Annotated in this window: 21 protein-coding genes; 6 read left to right on the top strand and 15 right to left on the bottom strand. The window is 74.4% G+C overall.

Features of this window, described 5'->3' with window-relative positions; translation table 11 throughout:
* From pgeF to rsmH, 12 genes are all read right to left on the bottom strand, one after another.
* Positions 1 to 726: a peptidoglycan editing factor PgeF gene (gene pgeF / locus AS857_RS20990; RefSeq protein WP_058044829.1), complete on the bottom strand. Its 726-nt coding sequence runs from the start codon at positions 724 to 726 to the stop codon at positions 1 to 3.
* A 55-nt stretch (positions 727 to 781) separates the two neighbouring features.
* On the bottom strand, positions 782 to 2017 hold the full coding sequence (ftsZ, locus tag AS857_RS20985; protein WP_058044828.1) for a cell division protein FtsZ: 1236 nt from the start codon (positions 2015 to 2017) through the stop codon (positions 782 to 784).
* A gap of 239 nt (positions 2018 to 2256) precedes the next feature.
* Positions 2257 to 3123 carry a cell division protein FtsQ/DivIB gene (locus AS857_RS20980; RefSeq protein ID WP_058044827.1) on the bottom strand — a complete coding sequence of 289 codons (867 nt, stop codon included), beginning with the start codon at positions 3121 to 3123 and terminating at the stop codon, positions 2257 to 2259.
* Between the two features lie 23 nt (positions 3124 to 3146).
* Positions 3147 to 4241: an undecaprenyldiphospho-muramoylpentapeptide beta-N-acetylglucosaminyltransferase gene (gene murG / locus AS857_RS20975; protein WP_058044826.1), complete on the bottom strand. Its 1095-nt coding sequence runs from the start codon at positions 4239 to 4241 to the stop codon at positions 3147 to 3149.
* Between the two features lie 6 nt (positions 4242 to 4247).
* Complete coding sequence (gene ftsW / locus AS857_RS20970) at positions 4248 to 5651, bottom strand: putative lipid II flippase FtsW (protein WP_058044825.1); 1404 nt, start codon at positions 5649 to 5651, stop codon at positions 4248 to 4250.
* A 115-nt stretch (positions 5652 to 5766) separates the two neighbouring features.
* Positions 5767 to 7236 carry a UDP-N-acetylmuramoyl-L-alanine--D-glutamate ligase gene (murD, locus tag AS857_RS20965; protein WP_058044824.1) on the bottom strand — a complete coding sequence of 490 codons (1470 nt, stop codon included), beginning with the start codon at positions 7234 to 7236 and terminating at the stop codon, positions 5767 to 5769.
* Positions 7218 to 8282: a phospho-N-acetylmuramoyl-pentapeptide-transferase gene (gene mraY / locus AS857_RS20960; protein ID WP_058044823.1), complete on the bottom strand. Its 1065-nt coding sequence runs from the start codon at positions 8280 to 8282 to the stop codon at positions 7218 to 7220. Before mraY ends, murD begins: the two co-directional genes overlap by 19 nt.
* Positions 8282 to 9703 (bottom strand): UDP-N-acetylmuramoyl-tripeptide--D-alanyl-D-alanine ligase, encoded by a 1422-nt coding sequence (locus AS857_RS20955; RefSeq protein WP_058044822.1) that lies wholly within the window; start codon positions 9701 to 9703, stop codon positions 8282 to 8284. The genes mraY and AS857_RS20955 overlap by 1 nt, the downstream gene beginning before the upstream one ends.
* A 65-nt stretch (positions 9704 to 9768) precedes the next feature.
* Complete coding sequence (locus tag AS857_RS20950; RefSeq protein WP_058044821.1) at positions 9769 to 11463, bottom strand: UDP-N-acetylmuramoyl-L-alanyl-D-glutamate--2,6-diaminopimelate ligase; 1695 nt, start codon at positions 11461 to 11463, stop codon at positions 9769 to 9771.
* Between the two features lie 14 nt (positions 11464 to 11477).
* Positions 11478 to 13421, bottom strand: coding sequence for a peptidoglycan D,D-transpeptidase FtsI family protein (locus AS857_RS20945; RefSeq protein WP_058044820.1), 1944 nt, complete (start codon positions 13419 to 13421; stop codon positions 11478 to 11480).
* Between the two features lie 4 nt (positions 13422 to 13425).
* Positions 13426 to 13893 (bottom strand): cell division protein FtsL, encoded by a 468-nt coding sequence (gene ftsL / locus AS857_RS20940; protein ID WP_173864788.1) that lies wholly within the window; start codon positions 13891 to 13893, stop codon positions 13426 to 13428.
* Complete coding sequence (rsmH, locus tag AS857_RS20935) at positions 13890 to 14849, bottom strand: 16S rRNA (cytosine(1402)-N(4))-methyltransferase RsmH (protein ID WP_058044819.1); 960 nt, start codon at positions 14847 to 14849, stop codon at positions 13890 to 13892. The genes ftsL and rsmH overlap by 4 nt, the downstream gene beginning before the upstream one ends.
* 431 nt (positions 14850 to 15280) lie before the next feature.
* Between rsmH and AS857_RS20930 the strand changes: the two genes are divergently transcribed.
* The 4 genes from AS857_RS20930 (at position 15281) to AS857_RS20915 (ending at position 20762) form a co-directional block, all read left to right on the top strand.
* Positions 15281 to 15832, top strand: coding sequence for a beta-class carbonic anhydrase (locus tag AS857_RS20930; RefSeq protein ID WP_058044818.1), 552 nt, complete (start codon positions 15281 to 15283; stop codon positions 15830 to 15832).
* Between the two features lie 156 nt (positions 15833 to 15988).
* Entirely contained in the window at positions 15989 to 17035 is a 1047-nt protein-coding gene (locus tag AS857_RS20925; RefSeq protein ID WP_079110538.1) for an AAA family ATPase, read from the top strand.
* A complete protein-coding gene (locus AS857_RS20920) occupies positions 17035 to 18417 on the top strand; it encodes a DUF58 domain-containing protein (protein ID WP_079110537.1) in 1383 nt (460 codons plus the stop codon). The genes AS857_RS20925 and AS857_RS20920 overlap by 1 nt, the downstream gene beginning before the upstream one ends.
* Positions 18414 to 20762, top strand: a complete 2349-nt coding sequence (locus tag AS857_RS20915) for a transglutaminase TgpA family protein (RefSeq protein ID WP_058044817.1) — start codon at positions 18414 to 18416, stop codon at positions 20760 to 20762. Before AS857_RS20920 ends, AS857_RS20915 begins: the two co-directional genes overlap by 4 nt.
* 46 nt (positions 20763 to 20808) lie before the next feature.
* Here the strand turns inward: AS857_RS20915 and AS857_RS20910 are convergent, their stop codons facing one another.
* Both AS857_RS20910 and AS857_RS20905 read right to left on the bottom strand, forming a co-directional pair.
* A complete protein-coding gene (locus AS857_RS20910) occupies positions 20809 to 21213 on the bottom strand; it encodes a DUF3040 domain-containing protein (RefSeq protein WP_058044816.1) in 405 nt (134 codons plus the stop codon).
* 237 nt (positions 21214 to 21450) lie between these two features.
* Positions 21451 to 22212, bottom strand: a complete 762-nt coding sequence (locus tag AS857_RS20905) for a methyltransferase (RefSeq protein WP_058044815.1) — start codon at positions 22210 to 22212, stop codon at positions 21451 to 21453.
* Between the two features lie 208 nt (positions 22213 to 22420).
* Here AS857_RS20905 and AS857_RS20900 point away from each other — a divergent pair, with 208 nt between their 5' ends.
* Together AS857_RS20900 and AS857_RS20895 are read left to right on the top strand one after the other, a co-directional pair.
* A complete protein-coding gene (locus AS857_RS20900; protein ID WP_058044814.1) occupies positions 22421 to 23035 on the top strand; it encodes a TetR/AcrR family transcriptional regulator in 615 nt (204 codons plus the stop codon).
* Positions 23036 to 23399: 364 nt separating this feature from the next.
* On the top strand, positions 23400 to 24926 hold the full coding sequence (locus AS857_RS20895) for a phytoene desaturase family protein (RefSeq protein ID WP_058044813.1): 1527 nt from the start codon (positions 23400 to 23402) through the stop codon (positions 24924 to 24926).
* Positions 24927 to 24977: 51 nt separating this feature from the next.
* On the opposite strand, the gene AS857_RS20890 is transcribed toward AS857_RS20895, so the two are convergent.
* Positions 24978 to 26054 (bottom strand): hypothetical protein, encoded by a 1077-nt coding sequence (locus tag AS857_RS20890; RefSeq protein ID WP_058044812.1) that lies wholly within the window; start codon positions 26052 to 26054, stop codon positions 24978 to 24980.
* Positions 26055 to 26084: the final 30 nt, after the last annotated feature.

Genomic DNA, 26084 nt, shown 5'->3' with positions numbered 1-26084 from the left:
TCAGTCCAACCAGACATAGCTGGCGAGTCGCCCCGTGGTGCGCTCGCGCCGGTACGAGAAGTGATCAGCCGACTCCAGCGTGCAGATGTGAGATTGTCCGCTCATCGTCACGCCGAGCCGGGCGAGTTGGGCGCGCACTCCCGCGGCCACGTCCACGGCCGGGGTGCCCTGCCGGGTGGTGGCCCAGGCCTCGGGCACGGTCTCGGCGACCTCGGCCCGCATCGCCTCGGGCACCTCGTAGCACAGGCCGCAGACCGCGGGGCCGGTGTGCGCGAGGATCCGGGCGGGGTCCGCGCCGAGAGTGATCATCATCTCGACGGTCGCGGGAACCACTCCCGCGACCAGACCCGGGCGGCCGGCGTGGGCCGCGCCCACGACTCCGGCGACCGGGTCGGCGAGGAGTACCGGGGTGCAGTCCGCGGTCAGGACCGCGAGGGCCAGACCCCGACGGGCGGTCACCACCCCGTCGACCGCGGGGATGTCGGCGCTCCGCCAGGGGCCGTCGACCACGGCCACGTCCCGGCCGTGCACCTGGTTCATCCAGACGACGTCCGCCGGGTCGAGGCCGAGCGACTTCGCCGCGCGCTCCCGGTTGGCCCGGACGGCGGCCGGGTCGTCGCCGACCGCGCCGCCGAGGTTGAGCTCGTCATACGGAGCGGCGCTCACCCCGCCCCACCTGTCGGTGAAGGCGAAGTGCGCGCCGCTTCCGTGCTGATCGTGCGACACAGCTTCCGATGTCACTGCGTGCTGTTGTCCTATGCCGCTCACTCGCTCGTACGTCCTACTTGAGGAAGTCCGGAACGTCCAGTTCCTCGGCGGTCGAGTCCTGGTACGGACGGGCCGGCGGGACCTGCGGGGAGGAGACCGGCGGCGGGGGGAGCTCGTTGACCGGCACCGGGTCGGCCGCGGGCTCCTCGGTGCGCGGGGTCACACTGCCGAGGCCGCCGAAGGACGGACGCGAGGGCTCGGCCGGGGTGGCCGGGCGCGGGGCCGAGGCGGCCGGGGTCTCCTCGCGGCCGGAGCCGTAGGAGGAGCCGAGCACCTTGTCGCGACTGCCCTTGGCCGGCGGCTGGCCGCCGTCGAAGCCGGCGGCGATGACGGTGACCCGGACCTCGTCACCCAGGGCGTCGTCGATGACGGCACCGAAGATGATGTTGGCCTCGGGGTGGGCGGCCTCGCTGACCAGCTGGGCGGCCTCGTTGATCTCGAAGAGACCGAGGTCGGAGCCGCCGGAGATGGAGAGCAGGACGCCGCGGGCGCCGTCGATGGACGCCTCCAGCAGCGGCGAGGAGATCGCCATCTCGGCGGCGGCCACCGCGCGGTCGTCGCCGCGGGCCGAGCCGATGCCCATGAGCGCCGAGCCCGCCTCGGACATCACGGACTTGACGTCGGCGAAGTCGAGGTTGATCAGGCCCGGGGTGGTGATCAGGTCGGTGATGCCCTGGACGCCCGACAGCAGCACCTGGTCCGCGGACTTGAACGCGTCGAGCACGCTCACCTGACGGTCCGAGATGGACAGCAGCCGGTCGTTCGGGATCACGATGAGGGTGTCGACCTCGTCGCGCAGACCCGCGATGCCGTCCTCCGCCTGGTTCGCACGGCGGCGGCCCTCGAAGGTGAACGGCCGGGTGACCACACCGATCGTCAGGGCGCCCAGCGAACGGGCGATGTTGGCGACGACGGGGGCGCCGCCGGTGCCGGTACCGCCGCCCTCGCCCGCGGTCACGAAGACCATGTCGGCCCCCTTGAGGACCTCCTCGATCTCCTCGCGGTGGTCCTCGGCGGCCTTGCGGCCGACGTCGGGGTTGGCGCCGGCGCCGAGGCCGCGGGTGAGCTCACGGCCGACGTCGAGCTTGACGTCGGCGTCGCTCATCAGCAGGGCCTGTGCATCGGTGTTGATCGCGATGAACTCGACGCCCTTGAGACCGACCTCGATCATCCGGTTGATGGCGTTCACGCCACCGCCGCCGATGCCGACGACCTTGATGACTGCGAGGTAGTTCTGCGGTGCTGCCACGTCGAAGGCCTCTCGCCTCGAGTTACGTATGCCTGGGGGACGGTTCAGTGCCGACCCGAACCCTCAACGTGAAGTTTAGGGTTACCGGTGCCGCTGTTCGCTGGGGTTCTCCGAACAGGACACTAAGTCGACAAGCCGCGCGCGTTCAACGAACACGCCGAACCTCCCGTTTTTCTTTTCACCCTATGTGATCACCCATAGCCGTAGCCAGCCAGGGTGCTGCCCGGCCACCCCGGCCGTCAACTCCCCGACGCCGCGGGAGCGCTGGGAGCGCTCACGTCGAAGCGATCGGCACCCCGCGCGGCCTTCAGCAGAGCCGTCAGCGCACGGGCCTTCGCCTCGCCCCGCTCCCCGCTGCCCCACACGACCGTCCGATCGCCCGTCAGCTCCAGGGTGATGGAGTCGTACGAGCGTACGCGGATGGTTCGGGTGTCCGCCCGCACGGCCTCGGGCAGCGCCTCGGCGACCCGGACGCCCTCGCGCTCCAGCCGTTCGGGGCCGAACCGGCGCAGACTGGCCGCCGCGGCGCCCGAGGGCTCCACGGACAGCCGGGGCACGCCGCCCGGAGCTTGATCGACTGTGGCGAACCGTACGCCCTCGCCGTCGATTTCGATAAATCTTCCACCCTTTGCGGCGTCCTGGACGATCGCCTTGGGCTGACGCTCGACCACTTTCAGGCCGACCGTGTGCGGCCAGGACCGCTCGACCCTGACCGAGGCGATCCGGGGCAGGGCGTCCCGCAGCCGTTCCTCGATGGCGTCGGTGTCCACGGAGACCAGCGGACCGCCGAGCCGGACGTCGGCGGCGGCCCGCACCTCAGCGGGCGTCAGCACGCGGGCGCCGGAAACCTCCACCCGGGTGGCGCGCAGCCAGGTGGAGCCGTAGAGGGCCCATCCGGCGGCACCGCCGGCGAGTACGGCGGCCACCGCCCACAGCACCAGCCGGCGGCCGCGGGGCAGCCTGGAGCGCAGGCCGCCGCGGCGCGGACCGCGCCCGGGCGGCCTCCCGGCCGGCTTCCTGGCCGGCCGGGAGGGAGCGCCGCCGCCGGGCCGCACCGACTTGCTGCTCCTCGCGCCACCGCGCCGTGCGGTCGTCGGTCCGGCCACGCTCCAGCCTCCTGCTCCGGGCGTCAGCCCGCTCTCTTGGCGGCAATCGCCTCGTACACCATGCCGACGAGCAGGTCGTCGGCGTCCCGGCGGCCGAACTCGGAGGCGGCACGGGACATCTCGTACAGCCGGTGCGGGTCGGCGAGCACCGGGAGCACGTGGCTCTGCACCCACTCGGGCGTCAGCTCGGCGTCGTCCACCAGCAGTCCGCCGCCGGCCTTGACCACCGGCTGGGCGTTCAGCCGCTGCTCGCCGTTGCCGATGGGCAGCGGGACGTAGGCGGCGGGCAGCCCGACGGCGGACAGCTCGGCGACGGTCATCGCGCCCGCGCGGCAGAGCATCATGTCGGCCGCGGCGTACGCGAGGTCCATCCGGTCCACGTACGGTACCGGGATGTAGGGCGGCATTCCGGGCATGTTGTCCACGCGCGGCAGGTCGTTCTTCGGACCGACCGCGTGCAGCACCTGGATGCCGGCACGCTGCAGGAACGGGACGACGGCCTGGACGACCTCGTTCAGGCGGCGGGCGCCCTGCGAGCCGCCGGAGACCAGCAGCGTGGGCAGGTTCTGGTCGAGCCCGAAGTACGCCCGCGCCTCGGGCCGGGCGGCGCCGCGGTCCAGGGTGGCGATGGTGCGGCGCAGCGGGATGCCCACGTAGCGGGCGTTGCGCAGCTTGCTGTCCGGGGTGGACACCGCGACCCCGGCGGCGTAGCGCGAGCCGATCTTGTTGGCGAGGCCGGGCCGGGCGTTGGCCTCGTGCACGATGATCGGCACGCCGAGCCGCTTGGCGGCCAGGTAGCCGGGCAGCGCCACGTAGCCGCCGAAGCCGACCACGCAGTCCGCCTTGGTGCGCTCCAGGATCTGCTCGGCCGCCTTGATCGTGCCGCGCAGCCGCCCGGGGACGGTGATCAGCTCGGGTGTGGGCTTGCGGGGCAGCGGTACGGCGGGGATGAGACCGAGCTCATAGCCCCGCTCGGGCACGAGCCGGGTCTCCAGGCCCCGCTCCGTGCCGAGCGCCGTGATCCCCACGGTCGGGTCCTGCCTGCGCAGGGCGTCCGCGAGGGCGAGCGCGGGCTCGATGTGGCCGGCGGTCCCCCCACCGGCGAGTACGACATGCACCGAAATTCACCGCTCTCCGGACGGTCGCTTCTTGACGCGCCGTCTCATCGTCTTCCATCTCACCCCAGGCTGCCGCATGGCCAGCGCCGCCCGTGCACCGGGTTCGTCGCGCGCGAAGGCGATCAGCAGCCCGATGGCGAACATGGTCGGCAGCAGGGCGGACCCTCCGTAGGAGAACAGCGGCAGGGGGACACCGGCGATCGGCAGCAGGCCGAGCACCGCACCGATGTTGACCACGGCCTGGGCCGTGATCCAGGTGGTCACACCTCCCGCGGCGTACCTCACGAAGGGGTCCTCCGTGCGTCCGGCCACGCGGATACCCGCATAGCCTAGAGCCGCGAAGAGGGCGAGTACCGACAGCGTCCCCGCCAGGCCCAGCTCCTCGCCGGTGATGGCGAAGATGAAGTCGGTGTGGGGTTCGGGGAGTTCGCCCCATTTCTCCACGCTCGCCCCCAGCCCGGCACCGAACCAGCCGCCGTTGGCCAGCGCGTAGATCCCGTGCACGGCCTGCCAGCACTGGTCGTGGTTGCCGGGGTCGGTGGCCCCGATGCAGGCCAGCCGGGACATCCGGTTGGCGCTGGTCTTGATGAACAGGACGGCGAGCACGGCGGTGACGCCGAAGACCCCGGCGAACAGCCGCGTCGGCGCCCCGGCCACCCACAGCAGCCCGAGCAGCACCGTGGTGAGCACCACGGTGGTCCCCATGTCGCCGCCCAGCATGATCAGGCCGAGCAGCACGAAGGTGACGGGCACCAGCGGCACCAGCAGGTGCTTCCACTGGGTGAGCAGCTTCTTGGACTGCTTGCGGGCCAGCAGGTCCGCGCCCCACAGCACCAGCGCGAGCTTGGCGAACTCGCTCGGCTGGAGCTGGAAGGGGCCGCCGAGGGAGATCCAGTTGGTGTTGCCGTTGATGGTCTCGCCGATGCCCGGCACCTGCACCAGGCAGAGCAGGAAGAGCGAGCCGGCGAGCGCGGGGTAGGCGAAGACGCGCAGCAGGCGCACGGGCATGCGCGCGGCCAGGAGCAGCATGACGGCGCCGATCGCGGCGGCCAGGAGCTGCTTGCGGAAGAAGTAGGTCGGCGGCAGGCCGTTCTGCAGGGCCTTGATCTGGGAGGCCGAGTAGACCATGACGAGGCCGAGCACGGTGATCAGCAGGGAGCCGCCCATCACCAGGTAGTACGCGGTCAGGGGGCGGTCCCAGGCGCGCTTGGCGCGCCTGTGCAGCTGCCTGAGGCCGCCCAGCAGGCTGCCGCGGGGCGGCCTGGGGCCGCCGGGCCCGCCGCGGCCCGCGCCGCCTCCACGGCCCGCTGCCGGGCGCGGACGGGCCGTCCGTGCGGGTCCGGAGCGTGCGACGGGGCCGCGCAGGGCCGTCCAAGGGCCGGACGGCCTCAGGGTGTCGTCCGCGTGCATCCGGGTGTCCCCTTCGCTGGTCTCCGGCGGCGTACGGCTGCACCGTTCCGTCGGGACCGGCCGGAGGGTTTCCCGGATCCGCGAAACCCTCCGGCCGCCACAAGGAGCCGTGCCGCTAGGCGCCTGCGCCGCCGGGCTCCTGGCCGGCCAGGTCCCGGACCGCCTCGGCGAAGGCCTCGCCGCGCTTGTTGTAGTCGGTGAACATGTCCATCGAGGCGCAGGCCGGGGCCATGAGCACGGTGTCCCCCGGCCCGGCGAGCCGTGCGGCTTCCCGCACCGCCGCGGCCATCGCCCCAGTGTCGGTCCGGTCGAGGTCGACCACCGGGACATCCGGGGCGTGTCGCGCCAGCGCTTCCGCGATCAGGGCGCGGTCGGCCCCGATGAGGACGACGCCGCGCAGCCGCTTGGCGGCCTTGGTGACGAGGCTGTCGAAGGTGGCGCCCTTGGCGAGCCCGCCGGCGATCCACACGATCGACTCGTAGGCCGCGAGGGACGCCTCGGCGGCGTGGGTGTTCGTGGCCTTGGAGTCGTCCACGTAGGCGACGCCGGCGACGTCCGCGACGTGGGCGATGCGGTGGGCGTCCGGCCGGAAGGCGCGCAGGCCCTCCCGGACGGCCGCGGGCTCGACGCCGAAGGCCCGGGCGAGGGCCGCGGCCGCGAGGGCGTTGGCGACGTTGTGCGGGGCCGCGGGCTTCACGTCGGCGACCTCGGCGAGCTCCTGCGCGGTCGTCTGCCGGTCCGCCACGAAGGCCCGGTCCACGAGGATGCCCTCGACGACGCCGAGCATGGACGGGCCGGGGGCGCCGAGGGTGAAGCCGATCGCGCGGCAGCCCTCCTCGACGTCGGCCTGGCGGACCAGGTGCTCGGTGGCGGGGTCGGCGGCGTTGTAGACGCAGGCGACCTGGTTGCCCTCGTAGATCCGGCCCTTGTCGGCGGCGTACTCCCGCATGGAGCCGTGCCAGTCGAGGTGGTCGGGGGCGAGGTTCAGGACGGCCGCGGAGTGGGCGCGGACGGACGGCGCCCAGTGGAGCTGGTAGCTGGAGAGCTCGACGGCGAGGACGTCGTACTCCTCCTCGCCCAGCACCACGTCGATGATCGGCGTGCCGATGTTGCCGACGGCCCGCGTGCGCAGGCCCGCGGCCTCGAGGATCGAGGCCAGCATCTGGACCGTGGTGGTCTTGCCGTTGGTGCCGGTGACCGCGAGCCAGGCGGCCGGCTCGCGGCCGTTCTCGCCGCGCAGGCGCCAGGCGATCTCCACGTCGCCCACGACCTCCACGCCCGCCTCGGCGGCGGCCGCGAACAGCGGGCTCGACGGCTTCCAGCCGGGGGAGGTCACGACGAGCTCCGTGCCCTCGGGCAGGGTCTCCGCGTCGCCGAGGCGGACGGCGATGCCCTCGGCCTCCAGGGCCGCGGCGCGCTCGCGCAGCTTCGGGCCGTCGCCGCCGTCGACGACGGTCACCCGGGCGCCGAGGCCGGCCAGGGCGCGGGCGGCGCTGATGCCGCTCACGCCGAGGCCGGCGACGGTGATGTTCTTGCCGCTCCAGGCGGCGGAGGCGGAGGGGAGCGTCACTTGATGGCCAGCCATCCCGCGTAGAAGATTCCGAGGCCGACGGCCACGCACAGGCCCTGGATGATCCAGAAGCGGACCACCACGAGGACTTCGCTCCACCCCTTGAGTTCGAAGTGGTGCTGGAGCGGGGCCATCCGGAAGACCCGCTTCCCGGTGAGGCGGAACGAGCCGACCTGGATGACCACCGACAGGGTGATCAGCACGAAGAGGCCGCCGAGGAGGGCGATCAGCAGCTCGGTGCGCGAGCAGATCGCGAGGCCCGCGAGGGCGCCGCCGAGGGCCAGCGAGCCGGTGTCGCCCATGAAGATCTTGGCGGGCGAGGTGTTCCACCACAGGAAGCCGAAGCAGGAGCCCATCAGGGCCGAGGCGACGACGGCGAGGTCGAGTGGATCGCGTACCTCGTAACAGCCGGAGCCGGCGGTCAGCGGGTTGCCGCAGGACTGGCCGTGCTGCCAGGTGCCGATGAAGACGTAGGCGCCGAAGACCATCACGGAGGCGCCGGTGGCCAGGCCGTCGAGGCCGTCGGTGAGGTTCACGCCGTTCGACATCGCGAGGATCATGAACAGCGCCCACACCACGAAGATGACCGGGCCGACGGACCAGCCGAAGTCCTGGGTGAAGGAGAGCCGGGTGGAGGCCGGGGTCTGCCCGCGGGTGTCCGCGAACTGCAGGGCCAGGACGGCGAAGGCGATGCCGACGATCAGCTGGCCGGCCATCTTCGCCTTGGCCCGCAGGCCCAGGCTCCGCTGCTTGACGATCTTGATGTAGTCGTCGAGGAAGCCGACGAGGCCCATGCCCGCCGTCAGGAACAGCACCAGCAGACCGGAGAAGGTCGGCTCGTGACTGGTGATGACCTTCGTCAGCGCGTAGGCGATCAGCGTGGCCAGGATGAAGGCGATGCCACCCATGGTGGGCGTGCCCTTCTTCCCGGCGTGGCCACGCGGGCCGTCGTCGCGGATGAACTGGCCGTAGCCCTTGCGGGCGAGGAACTTGATCAGCAGCGGGGTGCCGATGAGGGTCAGGAAGAGACCGATGACACCCGCGAAGAGGATCTGGTTCATCAGCCGGCGACCTCACCGTCGACGGCGAGCAGCTGCTCGGCCACCCGCTCCAGCCCCACCGACCTGGACGCCTTCACCAGCACGACGTCACCCGGGCGCAGCTCGCTGCGCAACAGGTCGACCGCCGCCTGCGCGTCGGACACGTGCACCGACTCCTCACCCCACGAACCCTCGTTATAGGCGCCCATCTGCAGCCAGGCCGCTTCCCTGCCCCCGACTGCCACGAGCTTGCCGACATTGAGCCGGACGGCGAGCCGTCCGACCGCGTCGTGCTCGGCGAGTGACTCCTCGCCGAGTTCGGCCATCCGACCGAGCACCGCCCACGTGCGGGCCCCCTTCGCCGTGGCGGCGGCGCCCATGGCGGCCAGCGCGCGCAGCGCGGCTCGCATGGACTCGGGGTTGGCGTTGTAGGCGTCGTTGACGATCGTCACGCCGTCCGCGCGCTCGGTGACCTCCATCCGCCAGCGCGAGAGCTGGCCCGCCTCGGAGAGCGCGGTGGCGATCTCTGTCACGGGCATGCCCAGCTCATGGGCGACGGCGGCGGCGGCGAGCGCGTTCGACACGTGGTGCTCACCGTACAGCCGCATGGTCACGGCGGCGCACCCGGTGGGTGTGTGAAGCGTGAAGGAGGGCTGTCCGGTCGCGGTGAGGCGGACGTCCTCGGCGCGCACGTGGGCGTCGGCGGCCTCGCCGAAGAGGACCGTGCGGGCCTTGGTGCGGTCGCTCATGGCGCGCACCAGGGGGTCGTCGGCGTTGAGCACGGCGACGCCGCCGGCGTCCGCCGGGGGCAGCGCCTCGACGAGCTCGCCCTTGGCCACGGCGATCTGCTCGCGGCCGCCGAACTCGCCGACGTGGGCGGTGCCGACGTTGAGGACGACGCCGATGCGCGGCGGGGTCAGCTCGGTGAGGTAGCGGATGTGGCCGATGCCGCGGGCGCCCATCTCCAGGACGAGGGTGCGGGTCTCGGGGCCGGCGGTCAGGGCCGTCAGCGGCAGCCCGATCTCGTTGTTGAGGGAGCCGGGGGTCCACACGGTGGGGCCGAGCCGCTGCAGCAGCTGGGCGATCAGGTCCTTGGTGCTGGTCTTGCCGGCGGAGCCGGTCAGGGCCACCACGTCGGTGCCGAGCTTGTCGACGACGGCGCGGGCGAGGGCGCCGAGGGCGGCCACGACGTCGGGGACGACGATGGCGGGGACGCCGACGGGGCGGGTGGCCAGGACGGCCACGGCGCCGTCGGCGACGGCGCGCTCGGCGAAGTCGTGGCCGTCGACGCGCTCGCCGGCGATGGCGGCGAAGAGGCTGCCGGGCCGTACGTCGCGGGAGTCGCGCACGACCGGGCCTTCGGCCATGCGGCCGGGGTCCGGTATGTCGTGCTGCTGCCCGCCGACGATGGCGGCGATCTCGGCGAGGGACAGAGCGATCACTGAGATTTACCTCCGGCCGTTCGGGAGAGCTTCCGGGGGGAGGGTTGTGCGCGCATGGCGGTCTGTCATCCCTGGTCGTTCCGGTGCGTGGTCAACGAGCGCAGCGCGGCTTCGACGGCCTCGCGCAGCACCTGGCGGTCGTCGAAGGGGCGGACGACGCCGTTGATGTCCTGGCCCTGCTCGTGGCCCTTGCCGAGGATCAGGACGATGTCGTCGGGCTCGGCCCGGGCGACCGCGGCGGCGATCGCGTCGGCCCGGTCCTCCAGCAGCAGGACGGTGCCGCGCTCGTGGACGGGCACCTCGGCGGCGCCCGTGAGCATGGCGGCGAGGATCGCGAGCGGGTCCTCGGAGCGGGGGTTGTCGGAGGTCAGCACGGCGGTGTCGGCGAGCCGGGCGAGGGCCGCGCCCATGGGGGCGCGCTTGGTGGTGTCGCGGTCGCCGCCGCAGCCGAGGACGGCGTGGATGCGGCCGCTGCAGACCTTGCGCAGCGCGCGGAGAACCGATTCGACGGCGTCCGTCTTGTGCGCGTAGTCGACCACGGCCAGGTAGGGCTGGCCGGCGTCGACGCGCTCCAGGCGGCCGGGCACGCCGGGCACGGCGGCGACGCCGTCGGCGGCGGTCTGCGGGTCGATCCCGGCCGCGACGAGGGCCACGACGGCCGCCAGGGTGTTGGCGACGTTGAACGGGCCGGCGAGCGGCGCCTTGGCGCGGACGCGCTCGCCCTGCGGGCCGAGGATCGTGAAGACCGAGTCGAACGGGCCGATCTCGACGGCGTCCGCGCGCCAGTCGGCGTCCGGGTGGCCCTCGGCGGAGAAGGTGGTCACGGGCACCTCGGACTCGCCGGAGGCGAGCCGGCGGCCGTACTCGTCGTCGAGGTTGACCACGCCGGCGCGGCTGCGGGTCTTGGTGAAGAGCTCCGCCTTGGCCTGGAAGTAGTCCTCCATGCCGGAGTGGAACTCCATGTGCTCCGGGCTGAGGTTGTTGAAGACCGCGACGTCGAAGACGCAGCCGTCGACGCGGCCCAGGCGCAGGGCGTGGCTGGAGACCTCCATGGCCACCGAGCGGACGCCGCGCTCGCGCATGACGGCGAAGAGCGCCTGCAGGTCCGTGGCCTCGGGGGTGGTGCGCTCGGACTTGATCCGCTCGTCGCCGATCCGGGACTCGACGGTGCCGATCAGGCCCGTCATCGCCCCGGCCGCCCGCAGCCCGCCCTCGATGAGGTACGCGGTGGTGGTCTTGCCGGAGGTGCCCGTGATGCCGATCTGGAGCAGTTCCTCACCCGGACGGCCGTAGATCGTGGCGGCCAGCTCGCCCATGACGGCGCGCGGGCCGGCCACGGTGAGCACGGGCAGCCCGGTGGCCGCGGCGCGCTCGGCGCCGGCGGGGTCGGTCAGCACGGCGACGGCGCCGAGGCTCGCGGCCTGGGCCGCGAAGTCGGCGCCGTGGAAGCGGGCGCCGGGCAGGGCGGCGTAGACGTCGCCCGGCCGCACGGCCCGTGAGTCGTGGGTGATGCCGGTGACGGCGGCCCCGGAGCCCTGCGGCGCGGGGATGCCCAGCTGACCGGCCAGCTCCGCCAGGGGCGCGGGGCGGACATGGGTGGGACGGGGCGCACCCGCGGGAACGGCGGGGGCGCCCTGGGGGCTGGTGTGGGACTGATCAGCGTGTGGCACGGCGGTGAGCGTACCGGGCGCACCCGCTCCGTCGCGAAGCGAGGGGCGCCCCGGGCCGCGGTTCCCGGGATCGGGAGTGATGGTCGTCACGGCCGGCCCCGGGCTCACTGGTCGTCGTAGCTCACCGGCAGCCGGGGCGGCTGGGTGCCGGAGGGGGGTACCTGCAGGGTCTTCAGGGCGAACTCCATCACCTGCTTGTAGACGGGTCCGCAGATCTGGCCGCCGAAGTAACTGCCCTTGGTGGGGTTCTGGATGGCGCAGTAGACGGTGACGCGCGGCTGGTCGGCGGGGGCGAAGCCGGCGAAGGAGGCGGTGTAGCCGTGGTAGCGGCCGGTGCGCGGGTCCACCCGGTTGGAGGTGCCGGTCTTCCCCGCGACGCGGTAGCCGGGGATCTTGGCCTTGGTGCCGGTGCCCTCGCGGTCGTCGACGACGGACTCCAGCATCGTGGAGAGCTCCCGGGCGGTGCGGTCGCTGATCACCCGGGTGCGCTCGGGGACGGGCGCGGGGGTGAAGCGGCCGTCGGGGCCCTTGGTGCCGCGGACGAGGGTGGGGCGGATGCGCTCGCCGCCGTTGGCGATCGTGGAGTAGACCGAGGCGGCCTGGACGGCGTTGAGGGACAGGCCCTGGCCGAACGGGATGGTGTACTGCCGGGAGCCCTGCCACTTGGCCGGCTGGGCGAGGATGCCGGGCGTCTCGCCCGGGAAGCCGAGGCCGGTGGGCTCGCCGATGCCGAACTTCCGCAGGTAGGAGTAGAGGACCTGGTTGGCCCGGCCCTGGTCCTTGCCCAGCTGCTCGGCGGCGAGGATGGTGCCGATGTTGCTGGACTTGGCGAGGACGCCGTTGAGGGTCAGGTGCCAGGTCGGGTGGTCGACGTCGTCGGCGAAGGAGCGGTCGGCGCGCGGCAGCCGGTTGGGCACCTCGACGTGGGTCCCGGGGGTGGCCGCGCCCTCCTCCAGGACGGCGGCCATGGTCATCACCTTGCTGACGCTGCCGGGCTCGTAGGCGTCCTGCAGGGCGGCGTTGCCGAGGGCGGCGCTGTCGGCGTGGGCGAGGTCGTTCGGGTCGTAGCCGGGGGCGTTGGCCATGGCCAGGATCTCGCCGGTGCGGTTGTCCTGGACGACGACGTAGCCGCGGTCGGCCCCGGACTCCTGCACCTGCCGGGTGATGGCGCTCTGGGCGGCCCACTGGACGTCCCGGTCGATGGTCAGCTCGATGTCCGAGCCGGGCACGGCGGGCTGCTCCTTGACGTCCCCGGTGGGCACCTGGCGGCCGCCGGACTGGGCGTAGACGAGCTTGCCGTCCTGGCCCGCGAGGACGCGGTCGTACTGCGCCTCGATACCGCCGCCCCCGCGGCCCTCCGCGTTCACGAAGCCCAGTATCCCGGCCGCGAGGCCGCCGTTGGGGTAGACGCGCTTGCTGTGCGGTTCTCTGTTGACCCCGGCGAGGACGTCGGCGCCCTCCTTGCGCTGCGCCCCGGCGGCGGAGGCCTTCTTCAGCTCCTTGATCCGGTTCCAGACCTTGGGGGTCTGCCGGCGGGCGAGGACGACGTACTTCGACTTGGGGTTGGCGGTGAGCTTCTGCTCCAGCACCGAGGGGCGCTCGCCGAGGACGGGCGCGAGCAGGGCGGCGGCCCGCCGGGCCGCGCCCTCGGCCTTGATCCGCTCGGGGGTCAGCAGGTCGGGCGCGGCGGTGATGTCGTAGGCGTCGACCGTGGTGGCCAGGTCGATGCCGGAGCGGTCGGTGACGGTGCCGCGCTCCGCGGCGAGGGTGACCGGGATGTACCGGTTGACGTTGGCGCGGGCCGCGTAGGCGCTCGCGTCGAAGGCCTGCACCTGCAGCAGCCGGACGGTGAAGACGAGCAGGACGAGCGTGAGACCGAAGCCGACCAGGCGCAGCCGCGGCCGGGGGTTGCCGAGCTTCAGGGGCCGGTCCCCGGCGGTCTTCAGGCGCGCCGGGCGGGGGCGGGCCTGGGGGCGGGCGGGCTCGGGGACGCGGCGGCGGGCGGGCCCGGACTGCCTGGGGGGCCGGCCCCCGGGGTTCTGCGGCACAGCGTCACCTGCCGGTGGTCGGGGTGGTCGGCACTGCGGTGGGGGCGGGCATCAGGGCCGGCACGGGGGCCGGCGGAGGCGCGGGGACGGCCGGCGCGGGCGCGCGGTAGGCCGCGGGGTCGGCGGCGGGCGACGGGAAGCCGCGGACGGTGCCGTCGGGGCCGAGGAAGGCGGGGTTGCCGCCGGGGACCATGCCGAGCTCGCGGGCGCGGCGCTCCAGGGCGTCGGGGGCGGCGAGCTGGTCGACCTCCTGCTGGAGGGCCTGCTGCTCGTCGGTGAGCTCGGTGGTCTTGCGCTGGAGGCGGGAGAGTTCGAAGGAGCCCTGGTTGAGGGCGGAGTTGAGCAGCAGGAGGGAGATCAGGCCGGAGCCGAGCAGCACGACCACCAGCAGGACGAAGGGGGTGCGCTTGACTCCGGCCGGCCCGCCCACGAGGCGGCCCAGCCGGAGGCCCCGGCGGGCGGCCGGGGTCACGGGATGTCCTCGCGGATGCGCTCGGCGCCGCGCAGCCGGGCGGGGGCGGCGCGCCGGTTCTCGGCGACCTCTTCCTCGGTGGGCAGTTCGGCGCCGCGGGTGAGGAGCTTCAGGCGGGGCTGGTAGCGCTCGGGGACGACGGGCAGGCCGGGGGGCGCGGTGGTGGCGGCGCCGGCCGCGAAGACCTGCTTGACGATGCGGTCCTCCAGGGACTGGTAGGACAGCACGGCGATGCGGCCGCCGACGGCGAGCGCGGCGACGGCGGCGGGGATGGCCGCCTCGACGCTGGCGAGCTCGGCGTTGACCTCGATGCGCAGGGCTTGGAAGGTGCGCTTGGCGGGGTTGCCGCCGTGCCGCTTGGCGGCCTGCGGCAGGGCCTCGCGGATGACGTCGACGAGGCGGGCGCTGTTGGTGAAGGGCTCCTTGGCGCGCTCGCGGACGACGGCCTCGACGATCCTGCGGGCCTGCTTCTCCTCGCCGTAGGCGCGCAGGATGCGCACCAGGTCGCCGGGGGCGTACGTGTTGAGGACCTCGGCCGCGCTGATGCCCGTCGTCTGGTCCATGCGCATGTCCAGCGGGGCGTCCTGCGCGTAGGCGAAGCCGCGGTCGGCCTCGTCCAGCTGCATGGAGGAGACGCCCAGGTCGAAGAGGACGCCCTGGACCTTGGGGATGCCGAGCCGCTCCAGCACCTCGGGCAGCTCGTGGTAGACGGCGCGCACCAGGGTGGCGCGCTCGCCGAAGGGGGCGAGGCGCGCGCCCGCGAGGTCGAGGGCGGTGGGGTCGCGGTCGAGGGCGACGAGCCGGGCCTCGGGGAAGGTCTTGAGCAGCGCCTCGCTGTGCCCGCCGGCGCCCAGGGTGCAGTCGACCACGACGGCGCCGGGCTCGGTGAGAGCGGGAGCGAGCATGTCCAGGCAGCGCTGGAGCATGACGGGGACGTGTCGCGCGTTGCTGCTCATGCGCCCTTCTGAGTTAGGGGTACCCGGGACGCGCACAGGCGTCCGTATCCCCGGGTCCCCACCCGCTCCAAGGGGAAGCGGCCTGCCCGGCACCGGGGAAGGGGCGCCGGACGACCGGGGAGCGGGAGGAGGCCGAGGGGTACGTCCGCGTCGCGCGCATGCGGGTTCTTTCGGTGTCCAGGGGGAGCATCGGGCCTCCCACTTCGCGTCACTTTAGTCCACTCGTCCCCCCGGTCAATCAACCGGCCAGCGCGTCCCGGGACGGGCGCGGCGCGGGGTGGACCCGGTCACAAATGGCGGGAAGCATTCCGTTCACCCGGACGGCCGAAGGGCCGCCACCCCTGTGGCTTACGTCACAGAGGCCCCTGTGAGCGGGGTTTTGTGGCGGGCGTAACGGGCCTGGGGGCGCTGCGCCGACTACCGTCGTTCGTATGTCGATATCCGCGTCCCAGCCGGCGCCCCAGAGCTCCGACAGCGCCCGGCAGCCGACGGTCACGGACCGTCTGGTTCAGGCCAACACTGAGTACGCCTCCCATTTCTCCGATCCGGGCATGGACGCACGCCCCGTCCTGAAGGTCGCCGTCGTCGCCTGCATGGACGCCCGGCTCGACCTGCACGCGGCGCTGGGCCTGCAGCTCGGCGACTGCCACACCATCCGCAACGCGGGCGGCGTCGTCACCGACGACATCATCCGCTCGCTGACCATCAGCCAGCGCGCGCTCGGCACCCGCTCCGTCGTCCTCATCCACCACACCGGCTGCGGTCTGCTGACCCTGACCGAGGACTTCCGCCACGAGATCGAGGCGGAGGTCGGGCAGCGCCCGGCGTGGGCGGTGGAGGCGTTCAAGGACCTGGAGCAGGATGTCCGGCAGTCCATGCAGCGCGTACGGACCTCGCCGTTCCTGCCCCACACCGACGACGTCCGTGGCTTCATCTTCGATGTGACGACGGGTCTGCTGCGCGAGATCGACCCGCAGCACTGATTGTCCACAGGCGGTGACGCGGCGCCGCGCGGGCGGCCAGAATGCGGAGAGGACGCCGCCCTCGTGTGACGAGCGGGGCGCGGTGTCCGTATTCGGGGGCGGGCCGGTTCGCGACCAGCGGACCGCAAGCCCGCAGGACGGGCCGAGGAGGGCCGGGTGACGACCTATGGCGAGCCGGGGAGCCTTGGGGGTCCCCCCACGCGGGCGGAGCCGAGCGCAGGGGGAGACCTGAGCACCACCGCGGAGCGGATCCGCCGGGCGGTGGAGGGCGTGATCGAGGGCAAGCCGGAGGTCGTGCGGCTCGCTCTTACGGTGCTCCTCGCCGAGGGCCACCTGCTCATCGAGGACGTGCCGGGCGTCGGCAAGACGATGCTCGCCAAGGCCCTGGCGCGCTCCGTCGACTGCTCGGTGCGCCGCATCCAGTTCACGCCCGACCTCCTCCCCTCGGACATCACGGGCGTGAGCGTCTTCGACCAGCAGCGGCGCGACTTCGAGTTCAAGCCGGGCGCCGTCTTCGCGCAGATCGTCATCGGCGACGAGATCAACCGCGCCTCGCCCAAGACCCAGTCGGCGCTGCTGGAGTCCATGGAGGAGCGCCAGGTCACCGTCGACGGGCACACCTACGAGCTGCCGAGCCCCTTCATGGTGGTGGCCACGCAGAATCCCGTCGAGATGGAGGGCACGTACCCGCTGCCCGAGGCCCAGCGCGACCGCTTCATGGCCCGGGTCTCCATGGGCTATCCCAGCCCCGAGGCCGAGCTGCGCATGCTGGACGTGCACGACGGCTCCCGCCAGGTCTCCCCGCTGGAGGACCTGCAGCCGGTCGCCCACGCCCACGAGGTCGTCAAGCTCGTCGAAGCGGTCCGCTCGGTGCACGTGGCCGACTCCGTCCGGCGCTATGCCGTGGATCTCGTCACCGCCACCCGGCACCACCCCGACCTCAGGCTCGGGGCGTCCCCGCGGGCGACGCTCCACCTGGTGCGCGCGGCCAGGGCGGCGGCCGCCCTGGCGGGCCGCGAGTTCGTCCTGCCCGACGACGTCCAGGCGCTGGCCGTCCCCGTCCTCGCCCACCGGCTGCTGCCCACGGCCCAGGCCCAGCTGGGCGGGCGCACCGCCGAGCAGGCCGTTCTCGACCTCCTCCGGCGGACCCCCGTGCCCGACCCGTCGGCGCAGGCTGCCTGGCGGCAGGCCCGGAGGCTGTGATGGCCCCGGGGGACGGCGCGGATCCCGGGCGGGAAGGCGGTCCGTCCGCGGCGGGCGGCAGCCTGTGGGCGGCGCTGGGCGGGCTGACCACCCGCGGCCGCTCCTTCCTGGCCGCCGGCATCGCAGCCGCCTCCTGTTCCTACGTGCTCGGCCAGGCCGATCTGCTGCGGGTCGGGCTGTTACTGGCCGTGCTGCCCCTGCTCTGCGTGGCCGTGCTGCACCGCACCCGCCACCGCGTCACGGCCAGCCGCCGCCTGACGCCCTCCCGTGTTCCCGCCGGCGCCGAGGCCCGCGTCCAGCTGCGGATCGACAGCGTCTCCCGGCTGCCCACCGGCCTGCTGATGCTCCAGGACCGGGTGCCCTACGTCCTGGGCTCGCGCCCCCGCTTCGTGCTCGACCGGATCGAGCCCGGCGGCCGGCGCGAGGTCTCCTACCGCGTCCGCTCCGATCTGCGCGGCCGCTATCCGCTCGGCCCGCTGCAGCTGCGGCTGACGGACCCCTTCGGCATGTGCGAGCTGACCCGCGGCTTCAGCGCGTACGACACGCTGACGGTCGTGCCGCACACCGAGCCGCTGCCCCCGGTGCGCCTGGGCGGCCCGGGCGCGGGCCACGGCGACGGCCTGCGGCGCTCCCCCGCCCTGGCCGGTGAGGACGACGTCATCCCCCGCGGCTACCGCCACGGGGACGACCTGCGCCGCGTGCACTGGCGCTCCACCGCGCGCCACGGCGAGCTCATGGTGCGCCGCGAGGAGCAGCCGCGCCGGGCCCGCTGCACCGTGCTGCTGGACACGCGCCGCACCGCCCACGAGGGCAGGGGCCCCGGCTCGTCCTTCGAGTGGGCGGTCTCGGCGGCCGCCTCCGCCGCGCTGCATCTGCTGGGGCGCGGCTTCTCCGTGCAGCTGCTCACCGACACCGGGGCCGCGATCCCCGGCCCGGGCGCCCCCGGCGAGCTCGTCGGTCTCCCCCACGAGTCCGCGGATGCGGCGGGCCTGCTGCTGGAGACCCTCGCGGCCGTGGAGCACTCGGAGGGCACCTGCCTCTCCCCCGCCCTCGGTTCCCTGCGCGGCGAGGGCGGGCTGCTCGTGGCGTTCTTCGGCGGCCTCGACGAGCAGCAGGCGGCCCTGGCGGCCCGGATGCGCGGGCGCGGCGGCACCGCCGTCGGCTTCGTCCTCGATCCGGCCGCCTGGCGGGGGGATCCCCGGGGCCACGGCGCGGCCGGGCTGCGGCTGCAGGCGCTGCGCGGCGCGGGCTGGACGGCGCTGCCCGCCGGCCCCGGGGCCTCGCTGCCCGAGCTGTGGAGGCTGGCGGCCGGGCCCGGCCCCGCCGCCCCTGCGGGCTCACCCGGCTTCCCCGGGGCGGGCACGGCGGGAGGGCGGGTATGACCGGGCGCACCCGGCTGGCGGTGACCGCCGCGGTGGCCACGCTCGCCGCCTCCTGCGCGATGCTGCCGCTGGTGGACAAGTCCGCCTGGATACTGCAGGCCGCCTTCCTGCTGGCCCTCCAGAGCGTGGTGGGCGCCCTCGCCCGCCGGGTGCCGCTGGCCAGGCCGGTGACCGTGGCCGCACAGGCCCTGGTGTCCCTGCTCCTGCTCACCGTGGCCTTCGCCGGCGACCAGGCGGTCGCCGGGCTGCTGCCGGGCCCCGACGTCTTCCGCGAGTTCGGCCAGCTGGTGCAGGAGGGCACCGAGGACGTCGGCCGGTACGCCATCCCCGCGCCGGCGACGGCCGGCATCCGGCTGCTGCTCGTCGGGGGCGTGCTGGTCGTGGGCCTGACGGTGGACGCCGTCGCGGTCACGTACCGCAGCGCCGCCCCCGCCGGGCTGCCGCTGCTCGCCCTGTACTCCGTGGCCGCCGGGCTCGGCCAGGGCGGTTCGGGGTGGCTGTGGTTCCTCGCGGCGGCGAGCGGCTATCTGCTGCTCCTCCTGGCCGAGGGCAGGGAGCGGCTCGCCGAGTGGGGCCGGGTCTTCGCCGGCCGCCGGACGGCTCCCCCGGCACCCGGGCCCGCGCCGGGCCGCGCCTCCACCGGCCCCCTCCGTACGGGCCGGCGCATCGGGGCACTGGCCCTCGGCATCGCCCTGGTGGTCCCGGCCGTGCTGCCCTCCATGGACAGCGGGCTCTTCGAGCCCCGGGGCCGGAGCGAGGCCGCAGGATCCGGCCGCGGCGGGCTCACCTCCGTCAAGCCGCTGGTCGCCCTCCAGGACAACCTCAACCAGCCGGCGAACCGCGAGCTGCTGCGCCTGCGCACCTCCGCCGAGAACACCCGCGACCTCTACCTGCGCATCGTCGCCCTCGACCGCTTCGACGGCGCGTCGTGGCAGACCACCGAGCGCCCCCTGGCGGCGCTGCCCGCGGTCCTGCCCACCCCGGCGGGACTGACCCCCGGCGTGCGCACCACGCGCCTCGACACCACCGTCACGGCCTCCGCCGGCTACGCGCAGAACTACCTGCCGCTGCCCTACCCCGCCGAGGAGGTGCGCACCGAGGGCCGCTGGCGGTACGAGCCGGAGGGCCGGATCCTCGCCGGCGAGCGCGGCCAGACCACCCGGGGCGTCCGCTACCAGGTCGCCAGCCTGCAGGTGGAGCCCACGGCGGCGCAGCTCGCGAGCGCCCCCGCTCCCCCGGAGCAGGTGCTGCGGGCCTACACCCAGGTGCCCCGGTCGCTGCCGCCGGTGGTGGCGCAGACGGCCCGGAAGGTGACGGCGGGCTCGGCGAACGCCTATCAGCAGGCGGTCATGCTGCAGGACTGGTTCTCGGTCGGCGGGGGCTTCCAGTACGACACCCAGGTCGCCTCGGGCACCGGCACGGACGCCGTCGTCCGCTTCCTGGAGGCCAAGCGGGGCTTCTGCATCCACTTCTCCTTCTCGATGGCGGCGATGGCACGGACGCTGGGCATCCCCGCGCGCGTGGCGGTCGGCTTCATGCCGGGCACGCCCCTGGCGGACGGCTCGGTGTCCGTCGGGTCCAAGGACGCCCACGCCTGGCCCGAGCTGTACTTCGAGGGCGCCGGCTGGACGCGCTTCGAGCCCACCCCCAGCCGCGGCACCACGCCCGAGTACGCGGTCGCCGAGCCGGCCGGCGCTGGCGAGGCCGGCGCCGCTCCGGCCCCGGCTCCGGAGCGGAGCGCCGCGGCCCCGGCGGCCCCGCAGGACACGGACGCCTGCCCGCCGGCGCAGAAGAAGCTCGGCGAGTGCCCGCCCGCCGACCGGCAGGCCGACGGCGGCGGACAGGCCTCCGGCGGCCCCTCCGCGGGTGCGGTGGCGGGCATCGCCGTGGCGGCGCTGGCGGCCCTGGGGCTTCCCCTGCTGCCGATGCTGTGGCGCCGGCGGGTGCGCGCCCGCCGCCTGGCCGGGCCGGGTCTGCACGCGGAACCCTCCCGTCCGGCGGAGCCGGGCGGGGGTCCGCCGGATGCCGCCGCCGCGGGCGCCCCGACCGCGGAGCGCACGCTGGCGGCCTGGCGCGAACTGACGGACTCCGCCTGGGACTACGGCATCCCGCCCGACGACTCCCGCACCCCGCGCGCCGCCGCCGAGCGGATCGTCGCCGCCGGGGCGCTGGAAGGGCCCGCCGCCGCGTCCGCGGCCCGCGTGGCCACCGCGGTCGAGCAAGTGCTGTACGCCCCGCGGCCGCGGCCCGGCGGATCCGCGGGCTCCGGCTCAGGACCTCCCCCAGAGCCTGAACGGCACCCGCCGGATACGGACATGGCGTGGGGTCAGGAGACCTGCTCCTGACCCCACGCCATGAACGAAGAAACGGATGAGGAAAACGGAAGGGCTCTCAGTGGCCCTGCTCGTCGCGGCGGCGCTGCCAGCGCTGCTCGATGCGGTCCATCATGCTGCGGCGCTGGCGCGTCTGGCCGCGGCCGCCCAGGGGCCCCGCCGGGCCCGTCCCCTGCTGCGCACCGGGCCTCGGCGCCTTGCGCCAGCCGGTGACGGCGAGCGCCGCGCAGCCCAGCATGACGAGGAAGCCGACCACACTGATCCAGTACTGCCCCTGAATCATCACGCCGGTCATCAAGAGCGCGATACCCACCAGAAACCCGGCGACTGCCTGGTAGACCCGTCGCCGGGTGTACGTGCGCAGGCCGCTGCCCTCGAGCGCTGTCGCGAACTTGGGATCTTCGGCGTACAGCGCTCGCTCCATCTGCTCGAGCATGCGCTGCTCGTGCTCCGAGAGCGGCACGGAGTCCTCCTACTCGTCGGTCGCGGGGGGCGACCGGGTGCGACCCTTTCAGGATAGGCAGGGAATCGCCCCCGTGAAACCCGCCCCTCTGCGCCAATCCGCCCACCGATGTCCGTGTGGCGATCGGTGGTGTCGGGACGTACATTCCCGGTTCGCCGAGCGGCCATGCCGGACGGCGTCCCCCGATCATACGGGGCGAACCAGCTGATCGGGTGGTGTGTGACCTACAGCGCGCAGTCAGCCACGCTCGGCCAGTACGTGCAGTTGGGTGGCCACGGAGTGGAAGGCCGGCAGCGCGGCCGCGGCGGCCTCCAGCTGGGCGAGCGCCTCCCGGGCCCCGGGCTCCGCGTCGAGCAGCACGCCGGGCACCAGATCGGCGAAGACGCGCACGCCGTGCACGGCACCGGCCTCCAGGCCCGCGGCGGTCACGAGCTCCGTCAGCTGCTCGGCGGTGAACCGGCGCGGCATCGGGTCGCCCGCGCCCCAGTGGCCGGACGGGTCGGTGAGGACCTGGCGGGCCTCGGTGAAGTGCCCGGCGAGCGCACGGGAGAGGACGGCGCCGCCAAGGCCCGCGGCCAGCAGGCTCAGGGTGCCGGCGGGGCGGAGCGCCTCGATGACGTTGCGCACGCCCTCGGCGGGGTCGTCCACGTACTCCAGGACGCCGTGGCACAGCACCACGTCGTAGGCGCCGCGGTCCACCACGTCGAACAGGCCGTGGGCGTCGCCCTGGACGCCGCGCACCCGCTCGGCGACGCCGGCCTCGGCGGCCCGGCGCTCCAGCGCGAAGAGGGCGTTGGGGCTGGGGTCGACGACGGTGACGCGGTGGCCGAGGGCCGCGACGGGCACCGCGAAGTGGCCGGAGCCGCCGCCGGTGTCGAGCACCTCCAGCACGCCGCCGGCCGGGCCGGCGGCCTTCACCCGGCGGTCCAGGGCGTCGCGCAGGACCTCCCAGACCACGGCGGTACGCAGGGACGCCCGGGGGCGCAGCGGGTCTGACACGGCGGGTGGCTCCTCGGCGGTGGCGAACGATTGCGTCCGCCCCAGCCTAATGGGCCGTGCCCGGGGCCGGGACGACGCGGCCGTCCGGCCCGGCGCGGCGCCGTGCGGGGCGCTCCGGGCGAGGGTTCCGGCCTGCGCGAATACCCGTACGGCCACGCGAGGTTGACGCAGGCGCGGGGGCCGCGGGGCGGGCAGGGAGAATCACTCCATGGACAGCAGCAGTACGCGCCGTCAGAACACCCGGCGAAAGCTCTTCGACGCCGCGGTGACCCTCATCGCCGAACAGGGCTTCTCCTCCACCACCGTGGACGAGATAGCGGAACGGGCCGGGGTGGCCAAGGGCACCGTCTATTACAACTTCGCGAGCAAGACCGATCTGTTCGAGGAGCTGCTGCGGCACGGCATGGAGCTGCTGACCGGGGCGCTGCGGGCCGCGGCCGACGAGACGGCCGAGCGCGGCGGCGGTGCGGCCGAGGCGCTGGACGCGATGATCCGCGCCGGGCTGGACTTCGTGGCGCGCCAGCCGTCGCTGGCCCAGCTCTACGTCGCCGAGCTGTGGCGCACCAACCGGGCCTGGCGCCCGACGCTGACGCGGGTGCGGCAGCAGGCGGTCGAGGTGATCGAGTCCGTGCTGCGGGAGGCGGCCGCGGAGGACGACCCGGCGGCGGGGGCCGACGTCGCGCTGACGGCGTCGGCGCTGTTCGGGATGGTGCTCGTGACGGCGCTGGACTGGCAGTCGTTCCAGCCGGAGCGGTCGGTGGACGAGGTCCACGCGTCGCTGGCGCGGGTCTTACAGGGACGGCTGGGCGGCGTGGTCCGCTAGCGCGGCGGACGCGCATGGTGCCGTTCCGGCGGCGGCCGAATCCCCCTCGGCCGCCTCCGGAACGGCGTTCCCCCGTGCATCCCCCGAACCCCCCTGCAGGGGCCCCCGCCCCCCGGTCACGTCGGGGGTGCCGCGCCGTTCCGCAGCCCCGTGCCGGCGGTACCGGCGCCGCGCCCCTTCCGTGGGCACCACTCTTCCGCCCGGCGGGCCCCCGGCCCATCCGTGCGCCTACTCATCTCCTCCTCTGAGTACGGGTACTCACGCCTGGGCGTTCAGCCCCAGGCGTGCCCCGTCCGGAGCCCTGCGTCCGGGCCCGGGGCCGGTGCCGCCCGGCGCTGTCGGTGCCGCCGGATAAAGTCGCCCCATGGCACGGATTGCGGTGATCGGCGCCGGGATGGGCGCGATGGCTGCCGCCGCCCGGCTGGCCGTCGCGGGCCACCGGGTGACGGTGTACGAGAAGGCGGCGACGCACGGCGGAGGCGTCGGGCGCATGACGCGGGACGGCTTCGCCTTCGACACGGGGCCGGGGCTGCTGCACCTGCCGGCCGTGTACCGCGACCTGTTCGTCAAGACGGGCAAGGAGTCGCTGGAGCAGAGCGTCGCCCTGGTCCAGGTGGATCCGGCGAGCGCGCACGTCTTCGCCGACGGCACCTCCGTCGCCCTGCCCAACGCCTCCCGGGCCGGGGTGGTCCAAGCCCTCGACGAGGCAGTGGGCGCGGGCGCCGGCGAGCGCTGGAGCGAGCTCGTGAACCGGGCGCGCGTGGTGTGGGACGCCACGCGCCGCCCCCTGCTGGAGGAGCCCCTGCTCGACGACCCCGAGTATCTGGAGGCCTTGGGCCACGACCCCTATCCGGGGCTGCGCAAGCGCGGCCTGTTCCGGCGGAGCACGCCGCCCGTGCTCGCGGCCGTCGCCGAGCGCGAGCTGAAGGACCCCCGGCTCACGGCCCTGTTGGAGAGCCACGCCCTGGCGTACGGGCTCGATCCGCGCCGCGCCCCCGCGAGCGCGACGGTCCTGCCGTACATGGAGCAGACCTTCGGCAGCTGGTACGTGCGCGGCGGGATGCGCGGCCTGGCCGATGCCGTCCACGAGCGGTGCCTGGCGCGCCGGGTGGAGTTCGTCCTGGGCGCGGAGGTCACGGCGGTCGTCGAGAAGGACGGCCGCGCGGCTGGAGTGGAGCTGGCGGACGGGCGCACGGCCGAGGCCGACATGGTGGTCGCCGGCGTCTCGCCCGGGCTGCTGCGGCGTCTGGCCCCGGCGGCCTGCGGGCCCGCCGTGCGGCCCGGCCCGCCGGTGCCGCCCGGGCGGTTCACGCTCTTCCTCGCGCTCCGCGGGGCGCGGCCCGCTGCGACCGCCCACCGCACGGTGGTCCACTCGCTGGACCGCGGCGCGGAGTTGGCGGGGATCTTCGGCGAGGATGCGCGCGGCCCCGCCGCGCTGCACTACCGGCCGACGGTGACCGTGCTGCGCCCGGACGATCCGGACGTCCGCCCGGACGACGGCCACGAGGCCGTCACGCTGACCGCCACGGTCGCCCCGCACGGCCGGGTGGACTGGAGCGACGAGGCGACTGCGGCGGCCTTTGCCGAGCGCGTGCTCGACGCCGCGGAAGGGGTGCTGCCGGGCCTGCGGGAGCGCCTGCTGTGGCACGAGGTGCGCACGCCCGCCGACACCGAGCGCGCGACGGGCGCCGAGGGCGGGGGCGTTCCGGCGCCGGTGCTGGCCGGCGGCGGGGGCGCGTTCCTCCGGCCCGCCAATGCGACGGCGCTGCCGGGCCTGTATCTGGCGGGCGGATTCGCCCACCCCGGCGGCGGGCTGGCGCACGCGGGGATGTCCGGGACGATGGCCGCGGGCCTGATCGTCTCCGGCGCGGACTGGCGCGGCTCCCAGTAGGCAGGGGTTCCCCGCGTGGGGCCCCGCCGCCTCGGCGGCGGGGCCCCACGGTCAGTAGCGGGGCTGCTCGTTGTGGTGCTCGGTGTACTGCTCGCCGTAGCCCGGCCCCTGTCCCTGGCCCTGCGCGGGGAGTTGCTGGGGGTAGCCGGGGTAGGGCTGCTGGGCGTAGCCCTGCGGGACGGGCGGGTAGTCGCCGTCGCGCTGCTGCGGCACCCAGACGCCGCCGGGCGGGGTGTCCGTGTCGTACTGCGGGGCGGGGGCGTAGGCCTCGGCGGGGTGGCCGCCCATGCCGTACGGCTGCGGGGCGGGCTGCTGGTACTGCCCGTAGGAGTCGTACGGCTCGTAGGCCTGCTGCCGGCTGCCGATGTAGGGGTCGGAGTACGCGGCGTACTGTCCCTGCCCGTAGTCGAATTGACCGGGTTCGGCGGGCACGCCGGGTGCCGACGGGACCTGGGCGCCGTAGGGGTCGTCGTACGGGACGGGGCCGTGGTCCGGGGCGGGGGGAGCGGAGGCGGCGCCGTATCCGCCGTCGCCGTAGCCGCCGTAGGCCGCGTCGCCCGCGGTGCCGGGGGCGGGGACGGCATGCGGCTGGTGGCCGGCGACGGGCGGGCCGGGGTCGCTCGCGGGCTCCGCGAGCGGGGGAACGGCGGGCATGGCCGCGGTCTCGTCGAGCGGCGGGGCCTCCGCCCGCTCCGTCCTGCGGCGGCGGCCGGCGCGCGGCTCCTTCGGGGCGTCGTCCTCGGCGGCCGGCTTCCCGGCGCGCCTACCGGACTTGACGCCCCTTCCGGACCTACCACCCGTACCGGACTTCTCCTCCTTACCGGACTTGCCGAACTCGCCTGTGTTGTCAGCGTTGTCGGTGTTGCCGGCCTTGTCCCGGCGGAGCGCCCAGCCGCGGGAGAAGCCCCGGCGGAAGGAGAGCGTCACGTACGTCTGGCCGACGGCGAAGGCCACCGCGCCCGCCGCGATGACCGCGACGGACGGGATGACGACGCCCGCGACGACGCCGAGGAACCCGGCGAAGGCGAGGAGGCGCCAGCGCAGCCGCGCCTTGTACTGCAGCAGCACTTCGCCGAGCAGCCAGAGCGCGACGACGCCGAACGCGATGTAGAGGACCGTCCAGCCCATTTACGCCCCTCTCATGGCCGCCGCCTTCGA

It is taken from the genome of Streptomyces roseifaciens, assembly GCF_001445655.1.
GTDB lineage: Bacteria > Actinomycetota > Actinomycetes > Streptomycetales > Streptomycetaceae > Streptomyces > Streptomyces aureoversilis.
The sequence above is the reverse complement of the archived record's forward strand: the minus strand, read 5'-3'. Positions and strand labels throughout refer to the sequence as shown.